Origin of the sequence: Streptomyces sp. NPDC090032, assembly GCF_044748025.1 — a bacterium.
Lineage (GTDB): Bacteria > Actinomycetota > Actinomycetes > Streptomycetales > Streptomycetaceae > Streptomyces.
On the sequence record NZ_JBIVFF010000021.1, the window covers coordinates 106,858 to 120,809 of the forward strand.

Genomic DNA, 13,952 nt, shown 5'->3' on the forward strand with positions numbered 1-13,952 from the left:
CGAAGTAGGAAGCAAATGTTCTTCCCTGGGGAGGGGACTTCGTGATTCATCCGGTAGCTGTCATCGGAGCGGGCCCGTACGGCCTGTCGACCGCCGCCCATCTGCGGGCACGCGGCATTCCGGTACGCGTCTTCGGCGACCCCATGGTGAGCTGGCGCTCACACATGCCCGCGGGAATGCTCCTGAAGTCAGTGCCGTCCGCCTCGAACATCGACGCCCCGCAGCGCGGCCACGACCTCGTCGACTACTGCGACGCGGCCGGGATACCGCGCCTGGTGACGGACGAGGACATCGTCCCGGTCGAGACGTTCGTGGCCTACGGGGACTGGTTCCAGCAGAAGCTCGTGCCCGACCTGGAGCGGGTCAGGGTGGTGTCGGTGGACCGGCGCGGACACGAGAACTTCGAGGTGAAGCTGGACTCCGGCGAGCAGTTCACGGCCCGCGCGGTCGTCGTCGCCACCGGCCTTTCGGGCCTCGACCACCTGCCGCGCGAGCTTGCCGCTGCGGCGCCCGACGGGCCCGCCCCCACCGGGCCGGTCTCCCACAGCTCGCAGCACCACGACCTGTCCCGTTTCTCCGGCAGGGAACTCATCGTGGTCGGCGCCGGCCAGTCCGCCCTGGAGACGGCCGCGCTCGCCGCGGAGGCCGGGGCGAGCGTGCGGATCGTGGCGCGCGGCAAGGGCTCCGTACGGTTCGGCGCGCCGCCGTGGGGCCAGCCGAAGCTGCGCCCCGAGACGCCGTTCGGCCGGGCCTGGTCGCTGTACGCGCTGACGTACTACCCGCACCCGTACCGTCATCTCCCGCCGCAGGCACGGCACTTCCTCGTCCGGCGGGTGCTCGGGCCGCTCGGGGCGTGGTGGCTGCGCGAGCGGTTCGAGGACAAGGTGCGGGTGCGTGAGGTGGAGGGCATCGTGGGCTCCGCCGCCGCGGACGGGGGCGCGGTCCTCACCGTGCGGGCTCCCGGCGGGCGCTGCGAGGAGCTGACCGCGGACCATGTCATCGCCGCGACCGGCTACCGCGTCGACCTCGCCGCGATGGACTTCCTCGGCGACGGCCTGCGGACCCGGACAGCCGCCAGCCGGGGCACCCCCAAGCTGGGGCCCGGCTATGTGTCCTCGGTGCCGGGGCTCTACTTCACGGGCATGCTGGGCGGCTCGTCGTACGGGCCGGTGATGCGGTTCGTGTGCGGCACCGAGTTCGCCTCGCCCCGTCTGGTGAAGCACCTCGCGGCGGCACACGCGTGAGGCGCCCCGTGCTGGGGTGACCGGGCGGAGTGACGCGGCGGAGCGGTCCGTATTCTCTCGATCATGCCCGCTCCGTTGCGCTCCGCCCCGTTCGAACTCATCGCCACAGACCTGGACGGGACGCTGCTGCGCGGCGACGACACGGTCTCCGAACGGACACGCGACGCCCTCGCGGCCGCGACAGCCGCGGGGGCCCGCCACCTCGTGGTGACGGGACGGCCCGCGCCGCGCGTGCGGCCGCTGCTCGGTGAGCTCGGCGGCACCGGCCTCGCGGTCTGCGCCCAGGGCGCCCAGCTGTACGACGCCGCGAAGGACCGGATGGTGTGGTCCCTGACCCTCGACCGTGACCTCGCCGAGCAGGCCCTCGGCAAGATCGAGGCCGAGGTCGGCCAGGTCGACGCGGCGGTCGACCAGGACGGCGCGGACGGTCTGACGCTCATCGAGCCGGGCTATGTGATGCCGCACCCCACGCTCCCCGCGGTGCGGATCGAGCGCCGTGAGGAGCTGTGGGTCGAGCCCATCAGCAAGGTGCTGCTCCGTCATCCCCGGCTCGACGACGACGAGTTGGCGAAGGCGGCGCGCGCGGTTGTCGGAGATCTGGCGACGGTCACCATGTCGGGCCCCGGCACCGTGGAGCTGCAGCCGTGCGGCGTCACCAAGGCGACGGGACTCGCGCTGGCGGCCGAGCGGCTCGGTCTGACGCCGGAGCACACGATCGCCTTCGGTGACATGCCGAACGACCTGCCGATGTTCGCGTGGGCCGGCCACGGCGTCGCGATGGCCAATGCCCACGCCGAACTGCGGGCGGCGGCCGACGAGGTGACCCTGTCGAACGAGGACGACGGCGTCGCGGTCATCCTCGAACGCCACTTCGCGCGGCGCTAGCCGCACCCACCGGTCACCCACCCACCACCGCCCGCGCCCTCACCCCGCCGTACGCGGAATCCGCTGCTCCCAGGTCCGGTGGAAGACCACTTCGCCGCCGTCCCGGCACACCACCTCGTTGCTGGTGATGAAGTCCGTCGCGTCGCAGGCGATCTCGGAGCGGGTCTTGATCGTCACGTCCCACGCCAGTTCGGGCCGGTGCAGGCGGATCGACCAGTCGGAGCGGGTGTGCGCACTCAGCGGGTCCGCCTCCTGGATGACGTACGTCTCCACGGCGTCCTCGGTGAATTCGAGGCCGTCGGGGTAGACCCGGGTGCCGCCGTAGCGCGGGTCGACCTCGAGGCGCCATTCGCCCTTGGCGACATCCCGGACGCAGAGCCGCTCGGGGCGCTGTTCGTCCAGGGTGGCCGGGTAGACGACGCCGAGCGGCTCGGACTGTTCGGGCCGTTCGAAGGCGATGTCGGCGCCGTTCTCCGCGTCGACCATCCTGACCGGCAGTTCGAGCGCGCTGCCCGCCGGGTCGAGGGTGAAGCCCGCCTCCGAGCCGGGCTGCGGCCAGATCCACGGCCAGTACGCGGACGACACCGCGAGGCGGATGCGGTGCCCGGCCGGGAAGGTGTGGCCGATGCCGTTGAGCTCGAAGGAGACCTCGTCCGTGGTGCCGGGGGGCCAGGTGGCGGCCTGGTCGCGGCCCTCGCGCGCTGACAGGTTCAGGACGCCGCGCGTGACGAGCGTCGACGAGCCGTCCGGCGCCACGTCGCACACCCGGGCGGCGATCTGCCCACGCGGTACCTCGCTGGTGATCCGCAGCGTCACCTGCGGCCGGCCGAGGACCTGCAGCTCCGCGGGCACCTCGAAGTCGAAGCACGCCGACTTCGCGTCCTCGTCCCGCTGGTCCGGCGGCAGGTCCGCGTCGTTGCCGAAGGGGAAGAAGCGGCCCGCGTCCAGGCCCGTCTGCTGGGGCGACTTCACGATCACGGGCGGGCCCTGAAGGGCGTACGCGAGGGGCGCGACGTTCGGGGACGGCCAGGACGGGTCACCGACCCAGTGGCCCGGCAGCGTCGGGTAGACGGTCGCGGGCGGGTGCGAGTCGCTGATCCAGGAGCGGAGCTTGGGCTCCGCCATGACGCCGTTGTCGACGCCCTTGAGGTGGTGGTCCCACCAGCGGAGGGTCTCCTGGAGGAAGCCGATCGCGGGGCCCGGCGGCAGGCCGCGGTCCGGGTACTGGTGCGACCAGGGGCCGATGATCCCGCGTACCTGCTGGTCGGGCAGGTTCTCGACCAGGCGCAGGACGGTGTCGCGGTACGGGTCGTGCCAGCCGCCCACCGCGAGGACGGCCGCGCGTACGGCGGTGTAGTCCTCGCAGACGCTGCCGTGCTGCCAGTAGGCGTCGCGCGTCTGGTGGCCGAGCCAGGTGTGGATGAACGGATCGACCGCTTCGAGGCGCTTCAGCCACATGTCGCGCCAGCCTTCGCCGACGAACTGCGGGTCGGGCGGCCGCGACACGAAGGCGAGCATGGTCGCCGCCCACGCGTGCATGTCCACCGCGAGGACGGAACCTCCCATGTAGTGCACGTCGTTGTCATAACGGTCGTCCGTCGAGCAGACCGTGACGACCGCCTTGAGCGGCTCGGGCGCGAGGGCCGCGATCTGGAGGGAGTTGAAGCCGCCCCAGGAGATGCCGAACATGCCGACCTTGCCGCTGCACCAGGGCTGTGCGGCCAGCCAGTTGACGACCGCGACCCCGTCGGCGAGCTCCGTCGTGTCGTACTCGTCGCCGGGCAGGCCCTCCGAGTTGCCGTGCCCGCGCACGTCGACGCGGACGGAGGCGTAGCCGTGGCCCGCGTACCAGGGGTGGCGCTGCCAGTCGCGCGGCGCCGTCCAGTCGCTGAGGCGGTACGGGAGGTACTCGAGGATGGCGGGCACCGGCTCGTCGGTCACCGGACGCCAGATGCGGGCGAACAGTGTGGTGCCGTCCGGCAGGGGTACGCGAACGTCCTCGCGGGTCGTCTCGTAGGGGAAGGAGGTGCGGATGGTGATGGCCGGGTTTTCTGACATGGGAGTTACCTCAGTGAACGGGGTGCATGGTCCTGCGCAGCCACGGTGCGAGCGCGATCACGGCCAGGCCGATGGCGACGGCGATGGCGCCGTTGACTCCGAAGTACGCGGGATTGGAGACCTCGCCGTAGAGCTTCACGGTCTGTGCCTGAATGCCGTTGGCGAGGGCGAGCGACAGGAACCAGAGGGACATGGTCTGGCTGGAGAAGGCCTTCGGCGCGAGCTTCGTCGTCGCCGACATGCCGGAGGTCTCCAGGAGGATGTCGCCGAGGCCGAGCAGCAGATACGAGCCGACGATCCACCAGGCGGCCATCTTGTACGTGTCCCCGCTGTGGCCCGAGGTGGGGATGACCATCAGCAGGAACGACAGACCGCCCAGGATCACACCGAACGCGATCTTGTTGGAGGCGTGCGGCTGGCGCGGCCCCATCCGGGCCCACAGACCGGCCACCACGGGGGCGAGCGCGACCTCGAAGGCGCCGAGCGCGGACGCGTACCAGCTGGCGGGGAAGTGGAAGCCGAGGATCTCGGTCCTGGCGTTCGTCGAGGCGAGCAGGATCATCGTCGAGTACGCCTGGAACAGGATGAAGTTGAAGGCCACGGAGGCCAGGAAGAGCACGACGTACGGCTTGAGTCTGCCGCGCTCCTCGGCGGTCACCCGGGGGCTGCGGAACATCACCGCGAAGTACACGACCGGGGCGATCACGGAGATGATCGTGAGGACGTCCACGAAGCGGTCCATCGTCAGCCAGCCGGCCCACACGAGGGCCACGGCCAGTACGGCGATCACGACGGCGCCGGCGATCATCAGCCGGACCGCGCGCCGCATGCCCTCGGGCGGCAGCGCGTACTCGGCGGAGTGCTTGCGCCCGGCCAGGTGACGCCGCCCGGTGACGTACTGGACGAGACCGAACGTCATGCCGATCGCGGCGGCCGAGAAGCCCCAGTGCCAGCCCTTGTGATCGCCGAGCCAGCCGGTGATCAGGGGGCCCGCGAAGGCGCCGATGTTGATGCCCATGTAGTACAGCGCGAAGCCGGCGTCGCGGCGCTCGTCGTCGGTGCGGTAGAGCTTGCCGACCATGGTGGCGACGTTGGGTTTGACCAGGCCGGTTCCCGCGCTGATCAGGCCGAGGCCGACCCAGGTCATGGCCGCCGTCGGCACCGCCATGGCGTAGTGGCCGCAGGCGATCAGGATGCCGCCGTACAGGACCGCGCGGTACGAGCCGAGGATCCGGTCGGCGAGCCAGCCGCCCCCCACCGAGACGAGATAGACGAGCGTTCCGTACGCTGCCGATACGGACGCCGCCGTCCCCGCGGACATGCCCAGGCCGCCGTGTGCGACCGTGTCCGCGAAGTAGAGGACGAGGATGGCCTGCATGCCGAGGAACGAGAAACGCTCCCAGACCTCGAGGCCCGACAGCGTGAGCAGGCCACGCGGCTGGCCGAAGAAGGCGTGGTCGTCGCCCGGGGGCGGCTGCTCGCTCTCCGGTCCGTTCGGCTCGGCCTCGGCCGTGGTGCGAGACAAAGGGGAAACTCCAGGTCTTCTCGGTCGTATGAGCTGATCAAGAACATACCGGGGGTGTTCGTGGGTTGCTCGGCCTGGTCTGTGCGGGCAGGCCCCCACTGTGATCGAAACGCGACCGGATACGCTGACTTGAGTGATGGCAGCGACACATCGACAAACCGTGTCATCGACCAAATGATCGACCGAGTTCGCCATGTGATCGTCAGCAGACAGGAGAACCTCTCGTGACCGTCGTCGGGACTTTCGGTCTTAGCGTGCGGGACCAGGCTCTCGAAGCCGATGTCCAGGCCGGGTTGACGGCTGTCGAGGAGGGCCTGCTCGAGGCAACGAAGAGCGAGGTCCCCTTCATCACGGAGGCCGCGCAGCATCTCGTGCGCGCGGGCGGCAAGCGCTTCAGGCCCCTCCTCGCGATGCTCGCCGCGCAGTTCGGCGACCCGTACGCACCGGGTGTCGTGCCCGCCGCCGTCGTCGTCGAGCTGACGCATCTCGCGACGCTCTACCACGACGACGTGATGGACGAGGCCGACGTGCGCCGCGGCGTCGACAGCGCGAACACCCGCTGGGGCAACTCGGTCGCGGTCCTGACCGGCGACTTCCTCTTCTCGCGCGCCTCCCACATGCTGGCCGACCTCGGACCCGAGGCCGTCCGCATCCAGGCGGAGGCCTTCGAGCGCCTCGTCACCGGCCAGATCCTGGAGACGGCCGGACCGCGCGACGGCCGCGACCCGGTCGACCACTACCTCGACGTCCTCGGCGGCAAGACCGGCTCGCTGATCGCCGTGGCCGTGCGGTTCGGCGCGATGATGTCGGGCGCCGACGAGCGCGTCGTGGACGTCCTCGCCCAGTACGGCGAGCGGCTCGGCGTCGCCTTCCAGCTCGCCGACGACGTCCTGGACATCGCCTCCGACTCGCACGAGTCCGGCAAGACCCCCGGCACCGACCTGCGCGAGGGCATCCCCACGCTGCCGGTCCTCCGGCTGCGCGAGCGCGCCGAGCAGCTCGGCCTGCCCGAGGACCGCGCCCTGTGCGAGCTCCTCGACTCCGACCTGACGGACGACGCGCGCCTCGACGAGGCGCTCGCTCGACTGCGCGTCCACCCGGCCCTGGAGCAGGCCCGCAAGGACACCGTGCGGTATGCGGAGGAGGCGCGGGCGGCCCTCTCGCCGTTGCCCGAGTGCGATGCGAAGGCGGCCCTCCTGGAGCTGTGCGACCTGGTGGTGCACCGGGCGGGCTGACGCCCGCGGTCTCACCTCGCAGTCACCTCGCAGCGGTGACCGACACACGGAACAGGCGGCGTCCCCCTACGGGATAGGGGAGGCGCCGCCCTTGTGTGTCATACCGCGGGAGTACGCGGAGTTGATCCTGGGGTCTGACGCTTCCGTCCCGCCGATTTGGTCAGATTGATAGCACCACTCCCGACCAATTCGGGTGAGAATGGCGGCTTGGGGTGGACAGACGAGCAAGGACGGTAGGCCGCCGCCCAACACGGAGGTAGGGCAACAACATGGCACCGTACGAATCCGAAAGCGCCGGTCGTCGCAAGGCGTCCCGCTATGTGGTCCCGGTCGCGGTGGTGGGGGTGGCCGCGGCGACGATCGGGCTCGTCCCCGCGCTGGCCGACTCCGGCAACCCCGATCTGCCGAAGCTCAGCGCGCAGCAGCTCATCGAGAAGATCGCAAAGTCGGACGTGCAGCAGATGTCCGGCACGGTGAAGATCTCCACGGATCTCGGACTCCCGTCCCTGGGCGGTATGGCGGGCGGCTTCACCCCGGGCGCCGGCGGCCCCTCGGACGGCGGGGACGGCAAGGCGGGCTCCGCCGCCGACCCGCAGTCCAAGCTGATGGAGCTGGCCTCCGGCACGCACACGCTGCGCGTCGCGACGGACGGCCCGGACCGGCACAAGCTGTCCGTCCTGGACAACGCGGCCGAGTACAGCGTGATCCACAACGGCGACGAGGTCTGGGCCTACGACAGCGCGTCGAACGAGGCGTACCACGCCAAGGACGCCGCTGCCGCCGGCGACCGGGCCGGGAAGCAGCACAAGGGCGAGGCGCCGAAGGGCGTCCCGGCCACGCCCAAGGAGCTCGCGGACGAGGTCCTGAAGGCGTCCGGCAAGACGACGTCGATCTCGGTGGAGGGCACCTCGCAGGTCGCGGGGCGTGACGCGTACAAGCTGCTCGTCAAGCCGAAGCAGGCCGGTTCGACGGTCGGCGGGATCACCATCTCGGTGGACGCGAAGACGGGTGTGCCGCTGAAGTTCACGCTGACGCCCGCGGGCGGCGGCAAGGCGGTCGTGGACGCGGGCTTCACGAAGGTGGACTTCGCCAAGCCGGCCGCTTCGACGTTCGACTTCACCCCGCCGAAGGGCACCAAGGTCACCGAGGGCGACGACCTCAAGGCACAGGACAAGTCCCACCCGTCCAAGGACCTGCCGAAGGACCTGCCCAAGGATCTTCCCAAGGGCATGCCCAAGGACCTGAAGGACGCCCAGGGTGGCGGCATGAACGACCTGAAGGTCATCGGTGAGGGCTGGACGTCCATCGCCGAGCTGAAGATGCCCGGCGGGCAGGGGCTGCCGACGGGCGGCTCGGGCTCGGGCGACGTCCCGCCGGAGGCGCAGAAGTTCATGGACGCGCTCGGCGACCATGTGACGGGCAAGTTCGGCTCGGGCACGGTCTTCTCGACGCGCCTGGTCAACGCGCTCATCACGGACGACGGCAAGGTCTACGCGGGCGCGGTCACCAAGGACGCGCTCGTGAAGGCGGCGAACGCGGCACAGTAGCCGTACGCGCCACGAGAGTTGGCAGGGCAGGAAGGCAGGGGTGGAGGCGCCGGTTCCGGGGCCTCCACCCCGGCACTCCCGTACTCCACCAGGACCGACGGGCACGACGGGAGCGAGATGGCGGCGAGCACTGCCGAGGAGTCCGTGATCGAGACGCGGGCGCTCACCAAGCGCTACGGCGGCGGTCAGTTGGCGGTCGACGGCCTGGACCTCACCGTCCCCGCGGGCAGCGTCTTCGGCTTCCTCGGGCCGAACGGCTCGGGCAAGACCACCACCATCCGCATGCTGATGGGCCTGATCGAGCCGACGTCCGGCTCGGCCCGCGTCCTCGGCCGCCCCATGCCCCGAGCGACCCGCGCGGTCCTCCCGCACGTCGGCGCGCTCATCGAAGGCCCCGCCCTGTACGGGTTCCTGTCCGGCCGGGACAACCTGATCCGGTACGACTCCGCCGACCCGGCGGCCGACCCGCGCACCCGGCGCGCCCGCGTCGCCACCGCGCTCGACCGGGTGGGGCTCACGGCCGCCGCGGGCAAGAAGGCGAAGGCGTACTCGCTCGGGATGAAGCAGCGCCTCGGGCTCGCGGCAGCGCTGCTCCAGCCCCGCAGGCTCCTCGTCCTCGACGAGCCGACGAACGGTCTCGACCCGCAGGGGATGCGCGAAATCCGTTCCCTGGTGCGGGAGTTGGCGTCGGACGGCACGACCGTCTTCCTCTCCTCGCACCTCCTCGACGAGATCGAACAGGTCTGCACGCACGCGGCCGTGATGGCGCGCGGGCGGCTCCTCACGCAGGGTCCGGTCGCCGAGCTCGCGGCGGGCGCCCGCGGCCGGCTCGTGGTCACGACACCCGACCCGGGCGACGCGGCGCGCGTCCTGAAGGAGCGGGGCATCGCGGACCTGACCGTGACGGACGACCAGGTGACGGGCGAGCCGCCCGGTCCGAGGACCGACCTCGCCGAGCTGAACGCCGCACTGGTCACCGCGGGCGTCCGCGTCCGCGGCTTCGGACTCGAACGGGCCTCGCTGGAGGACGCGTTCGTGGCCCTGACGGGAGAGGGATTCGATGTCGCAGGCTGAGGCCACGGCCGCCGCCACCGCCGCCACCGGCACGGCGGTGGCGCCCGCGCGGAAGAGGATCTGGACGCTCGGCCTGTTCCGCAGCGAGCTGGTCACCACGTTCCGCCGCTGGCGCACGATCGCCCTGCTCGCCGTCCTGGCCGGGGTGCCGATCCTCGTCGGGATCGCCGTGAAGATCGAGACGAGCGGCGGTTCACAGGCCGCGGGCGGCGGCCCGGGAGGACCCGCGTTCATAGCGCAGATCACCAACAACGGCCTGTTCCTGGTCTTCACCTCACTCGCCGCGACGCTCCCGTTCTTCCTGCCGATGGCGGTCGGGGTGATCGCGGGCGACGCGATCGCCGGCGAGGCGAACGCGGGAACGCTGCGCTATCTGCTCGTCGCTCCCGCGGGCCGCACCCGTCTGCTGCTCACCAAGTACGCGACCACGATGACGTTCTGCCTGGTCGCGACGCTGGTCGTGGCGGTGACGGCGCTCGCCACGGGCGCCCTGCTCTTCCCGCTCGGCGACCTCGTCACGATCTCCGGCACGCGGATCGGCTTCGGCGAGGGGCTCGTACGAGCCCTGCTGATCGCCCTCGTCGTGGCCGCGTCACTCGTGGGCATCGCCGCGCTCGGACTGTTCGTCTCGACGCTCACGAACAGCGGGATCGCGGCGATGGCGACGACGGTGGGCCTGCTCATCACCGTCCAGATCCTCGACCAGATCCCCCAGCTGCACGCCATCCAGCCGTATCTGTTCTCGCACCGCTGGCTGTCCTTCGCCGACCTGATGCGCGAGCCGGTCTACTGGGACGACCTGCTCAAGAACCTGGGCCTGCAGGGCCTGTATGCGGCCGTGTTCGGCTCGGCGGCGTGGGCGCGCTTCACGGCGAAGGACATCACGGCGTAGCCGACTGCCGCGCCACGACGCCTCGTACTGCAGCACCTCTACGCCTCGTACTGCCCGCGTCCCTACGCCTCGTACGGGAAGCGTGCGATCTCCGGCTGACGCTCGGGCGCGAAGAACGTCTTGGCCCGCAGCAGTGCCTCCTCGTCCTTGAGTACGTCGCCGGGCTTGCTGCCGTTGCCGAGCAGGACACCACCGAAGCGCATGCCCATGTACGCGGCCGAGTTGCGCAGCGTGCCGACCAGCGGGTCGGCGACGACCTGCTCCTCGTGGGCGAGCGCCGTCACGCCCCACAGGGTGCGCCCTTGGAGCGTCGCCTTGAAGTCGACGCCGGGGGTGCGCAGCCAGCCCGACCAGTAGTCGAGGTAGCGCTTGGTGGAGGCCGAGACGGAGTACCAGTACAGCGGCGACGCGATGACGATGTCGGTGGCTTCGAGCGTCGCGTCCAGGAGCAGCGCCGTGTTGTCGCCGGTGGGCCGGGTGTGGTCGCTGTCGTGGCGCAGGTCCTCGAAGTCGGGGAGGGGGTGCGCGGCGAGGTCGATCCAGCGCTGCCCGGTGTCGGGAGAGAGCTGCTCGGCGGCCTTGCGGGCCAGGATCTCGGTGTTGCCTTCGCCTCGGCTGCTGCCGAGCAGGAAGAGGAACGTGCGGGACATGGGGCACTCCGGGGTCGGTTGATCGCGCCGATTACCTGCATGTGCAGTTTATGCACACGCAAGTAATCCCGTCCAGGAGGTGGCCGGTGTCGTATGGGATCAGGCAGCCGGCTCGCGCCGCGGATCCGTCTCCGGCTGCTTCTGCTTCTGCGTCTGCGTCTGCGTCTGGGCCTGCGTCTGGGTCTGCGGCTGCCGCTGCGGCTGCAGATTGGCCTCCGGCACCGTCTCCGGAGCCGTCGCCCGCGCCTCCTGCTCGGCCAGCGCGATCCGTCCCTGCCGGGCCGTCCGCAGTGCGTCCCACGTCAGGAGGGTGAGTGCCAGCCACACGAGGGCGAAGCCCGCCCAGCGTTCGGGAGGCATCGCCTCGTGGAAGTACAGGACGCCGAGCAGGAGCTGGAAGACCGGCGCCAGGTACTGGAGCAGCCCCAGGGTCGACAGCGGTACGCGGATGGCGGCGGCGCCGAAGCAGACCAGCGGGATCGCGGTGACCAGGCCCGTCGCCGCGAGCAGCGTGGCGTGGCCCGCGCCGTCGCCGAAGGTGGACTCGCCCTGCGCGCCGATCCACAGCAGATAGGCGAGCGCGGGCACGAACTGGATCGCGGTCTCGGCGGCGAGGGACTCCAGGCCGCCGAGGTTCACCTTCTTCTTCGCCAGGCCGTACGTGGCGAAGGAGAACGCGAGGCAGAGGGAGATCCAGGGCGGCTGTCCGTATCCGAAGGCGAGGACGAGGACCGCGGTGAGGCCGACGCCGACCGCCGCCCACTGCGCGGGCCGCAGCCGCTCGCCCAGGAGCAGTACGCCCATGGCGATGGTGACCAGCGGGTTGATGAAGTAGCCGAGTGACGCCTCGACGACGTGGCCCGCGTTCACGGCCCAGATGTAGACGCCCCAGTTGACCGTGATGACGGCCGCGGCGACGGTGACGAGCGCCAGCCTGCGCGGGTTGCGCAGCAGCTCGCCGGCCCAGGCCCAGCGGCGTACGAAGAGCAGGGTGACGCCGACCACGGCCAGCGACCACACCATGCGGTGGGCGAGGATCTCACCGGCGCCCGCGGGTTTGAGCAGGGGCCAGAAAAGGGGCACCAGGCCCCACATTCCGTAGGCCGCGATGCCGTTCAACAGTCCCGTGCGCTGTTCGCTTCTCGACTGCCCAGCCTCCACGGCCCCTCCTCCATGCACACGGCCGCCCCGCGGCGGCCACCCATGAAGGTAGCGCCGCGGGGCACCCCCTGTCATGTCCGTATCCCTATACGGTCATGACAGGGCATACGTGCAGGTGGGAGCCCGGCATGATCCGAACGAGAGGCGCTAGGCGAGCGCCGTCTTGACCGCGTCCGCGAGCGGGGTCGTGGGGCGGCCCGTCAGCCGCGACAGGTCGCCGCTGGTGGCGCCGAGCAGGCCCTGCTCGATGGCGGTGTCGACGCCCACGAGAATGTCGGCGAAGGGTGCGGGCAGTCCGGCGCCGAGCAGGATCTCGCGGTTCTGCTCGGGCGTGACGGAGTTGTACGCGATGGTCCGGCCCGTCTGCTTCGACAGCTCGGTGGCGTACTCGGCGAAGGACCAGGCGACGTCGCCGCTCAGCTCGTAGGTCTGGTTCTCGTGGCCCTCGCCGGTGAGGACGGCGACCGCGGCGGCGGCGTAGTCGGCGCGGGCGGCGGAGGCGACGCGGCCCTCGCCCGCGGAGGCGGTGACGGCGCCGTGCTCCAGGACCGGGGCGAGGTTCTCGGTGTAGTTCTCGTGGTACCAGCCGTTGCGCAGGAACGTGTACGGCAGACCGGAGTCCAGGATCGCCTGCTCGGTCACCTTGTGCTCGGCCGCCAGATCGAAGTCGGCGGCGGGCCCGCCGAGGACGCCCGTGTACGCGAGCAGCGCGACGCCCGCGTCCTTCGCGGCGTCGATCACGGCCTGGTGCTGCGCCACGCGCTGCCCGACCTCGCTGCCGGAGATCAGCAGGACCCTGTCGTCGGCGGCGAAGGTGCCGGTCAGCGTCTGGGGCGCGCTGTAGTCGGCGATCCGCAGCTCGACGCCGCGGGCGGCGAGGCCGGCGGCCTTCTCCTTGTCGCGGACGACGGCGGCGATGCGTTCGGCCGGGACGCCGGCGGCAAGGAGGCCGTCGATGACGAGACGGCCGAGGTGTCCGGTAGCTCCGGTGACGACGATGCTCATGTCTGAAATCTCCTCTTAGGGGCTATCTGGCACCGAGCCTACGGGTAGCGCTAACCAATCGAAAGTACCCACTTTGAAGTAAGGTACTGACATGGCAGTAAGCAAGGGGAGTTCCGGCGGCGAGGAGATGTGCCCGTACCGCCTCGTACTCGAACACGTCACCAGCCGCTGGGGCGTGCTCGTCCTGATCGCGCTGGAGGAGCGCTCGTACCGGTTCAGCGAGCTGCGCCGGGAGATCGGCCGCGCCGGCGCGAGGAACGTCAGCGAGAAGATGCTCACGCAGACACTCCAGACCCTGGAGCGCGACGGCATGGTGCACCGCGACGCGAAGCCGGTCATCCCGCCGCGCGTGGACTACTCACTCACCGATCTCGGCCGCGAGGCGGCGGAACAGGTCCACACCCTGGCGACCTGGACGGAACGCCGCATGGCAGCGGTGACACAGGCCCGGAGCGCATACGACGAATCCCGCGCCTCCTGAAAGCCCACACGACGAAACCCGCGCCTCCCATAGCCCATACGAAGAGACCCGCGCCCCCTGAGGAAGGGGACGCGGGTCTTCTTCGCATAGGGGCGGCTAGCCCACAACGGTCCAGGTGTCGCCGCCGGCGAGCAGCGCGGCCAGGTCGCCCTTGCCGTTCTGTTCGATCGCTTCGTCGAGCTGGTCGGACATCTG

The 13,952-nt window shown here is 70.8% G+C and carries 12 protein-coding genes; 7 read left to right on the forward strand and 5 right to left on the reverse strand.

What is annotated here, in order from left to right:
• Positions 1-41: 41 nt before the first annotated feature.
• Positions 42-1,244: an NAD(P)-binding domain-containing protein gene (locus tag ACIPWY_RS37355; protein WP_362908607.1), complete on the forward strand. Its 1,203-nt coding sequence runs from the start codon at positions 42-44 to the stop codon at positions 1,242-1,244.
• 63 nt (positions 1,245-1,307) lie between these two features.
• Positions 1,308-2,129 (forward strand): HAD family hydrolase, encoded by an 822-nt coding sequence (locus tag ACIPWY_RS37360; protein ID WP_393705501.1) that lies wholly within the window; start codon positions 1,308-1,310, stop codon positions 2,127-2,129.
• Positions 2,130-2,168: 39 nt separating this feature from the next.
• Here the strand turns inward: ACIPWY_RS37360 and ACIPWY_RS37365 are convergent, their stop codons facing one another.
• On the reverse strand, positions 2,169-4,169 hold the full coding sequence (locus ACIPWY_RS37365) for a CocE/NonD family hydrolase (protein ID WP_401536784.1): 2,001 nt from the start codon (positions 4,167-4,169) through the stop codon (positions 2,169-2,171).
• Between the two features lie 28 nt (positions 4,170-4,197).
• Entirely contained in the window at positions 4,198-5,712 is a 1,515-nt protein-coding gene (locus ACIPWY_RS37370; RefSeq protein ID WP_362908609.1) for a peptide MFS transporter, read from the reverse strand.
• Between the two features lie 224 nt (positions 5,713-5,936).
• Here ACIPWY_RS37370 and ACIPWY_RS37375 point away from each other — a divergent pair, with 224 nt between their 5' ends.
• From ACIPWY_RS37375 to ACIPWY_RS37390, 4 genes are all read left to right on the forward strand, one after another.
• Positions 5,937-6,947, forward strand: coding sequence for a polyprenyl synthetase family protein (locus tag ACIPWY_RS37375; protein WP_362908610.1), 1,011 nt, complete (start codon positions 5,937-5,939; stop codon positions 6,945-6,947).
• A 269-nt stretch (positions 6,948-7,216) separates the two neighbouring features.
• Positions 7,217-8,494 carry a DUF2092 domain-containing protein gene (locus ACIPWY_RS37380; protein WP_362908611.1) on the forward strand — a complete coding sequence of 426 codons (1,278 nt, stop codon included), beginning with the start codon at positions 7,217-7,219 and terminating at the stop codon, positions 8,492-8,494.
• A 117-nt stretch (positions 8,495-8,611) separates the two neighbouring features.
• Positions 8,612-9,568, forward strand: coding sequence for an ABC transporter ATP-binding protein (locus ACIPWY_RS37385; protein ID WP_393705502.1), 957 nt, complete (start codon positions 8,612-8,614; stop codon positions 9,566-9,568).
• On the forward strand, positions 9,555-10,460 hold the full coding sequence (locus ACIPWY_RS37390) for an ABC transporter permease (RefSeq protein ID WP_362908613.1): 906 nt from the start codon (positions 9,555-9,557) through the stop codon (positions 10,458-10,460). Before ACIPWY_RS37385 ends, ACIPWY_RS37390 begins: the two co-directional genes overlap by 14 nt.
• A 62-nt stretch (positions 10,461-10,522) precedes the next feature.
• Here ACIPWY_RS37390 and ACIPWY_RS37395 read toward each other — a convergent pair whose 3' ends face one another.
• From ACIPWY_RS37395 to ACIPWY_RS37405, 3 genes are all read right to left on the reverse strand, one after another.
• A complete protein-coding gene (locus tag ACIPWY_RS37395) occupies positions 10,523-11,110 on the reverse strand; it encodes a flavodoxin family protein (protein ID WP_393705504.1) in 588 nt (195 codons plus the stop codon).
• 99 nt (positions 11,111-11,209) lie between these two features.
• A complete protein-coding gene (gene rarD / locus ACIPWY_RS37400; protein WP_401536786.1) occupies positions 11,210-12,205 on the reverse strand; it encodes an EamA family transporter RarD in 996 nt (331 codons plus the stop codon).
• Positions 12,206-12,418: 213 nt separating this feature from the next.
• A complete protein-coding gene (locus tag ACIPWY_RS37405; RefSeq protein WP_401536778.1) occupies positions 12,419-13,276 on the reverse strand; it encodes an SDR family oxidoreductase in 858 nt (285 codons plus the stop codon).
• A 91-nt stretch (positions 13,277-13,367) separates the two neighbouring features.
• Here ACIPWY_RS37405 and ACIPWY_RS37410 point away from each other — a divergent pair, with 91 nt between their 5' ends.
• Positions 13,368-13,757 (forward strand): helix-turn-helix domain-containing protein, encoded by a 390-nt coding sequence (locus ACIPWY_RS37410; protein ID WP_362908616.1) that lies wholly within the window; start codon positions 13,368-13,370, stop codon positions 13,755-13,757.
• Positions 13,758-13,952: the final 195 nt, after the last annotated feature.

Bases quoted from the DNA above. Each gene is read 5' to 3' on its own strand.
- ACIPWY_RS37360 (WP_393705501.1), top strand. From the start codon at position 1,308: ATGCCCGCTCCGTTGCGCTCCGCCCCGTTCGAACTCATCGCCACAGAC.
- ACIPWY_RS37380 (WP_362908611.1), top strand. From the start codon at position 7,217: ATGGCACCGTACGAATCCGAAAGCGCCGGTCGTCGCAAGGCGTCCCGC.
- ACIPWY_RS37385 (WP_393705502.1), top strand. From the start codon at position 8,612: ATGGCGGCGAGCACTGCCGAGGAGTCCGTGATCGAGACGCGGGCGCTC.
- ACIPWY_RS37390 (WP_362908613.1), top strand. From the start codon at position 9,555: ATGTCGCAGGCTGAGGCCACGGCCGCCGCCACCGCCGCCACCGGCACG.
- ACIPWY_RS37395 (WP_393705504.1), bottom strand. From the start codon at position 11,110: ATGTCCCGCACGTTCCTCTTCCTGCTCGGCAGCAGCCGAGGCGAAGGC.
- rarD (WP_401536786.1), bottom strand. From the start codon at position 12,205: ATGTGGGGCCTGGTGCCCCTTTTCTGGCCCCTGCTCAAACCCGCGGGC.
- ACIPWY_RS37405 (WP_401536778.1), bottom strand. From the start codon at position 13,276: ATGAGCATCGTCGTCACCGGAGCTACCGGACACCTCGGCCGTCTCGTC.
- ACIPWY_RS37410 (WP_362908616.1), top strand. From the start codon at position 13,368: ATGGCAGTAAGCAAGGGGAGTTCCGGCGGCGAGGAGATGTGCCCGTAC.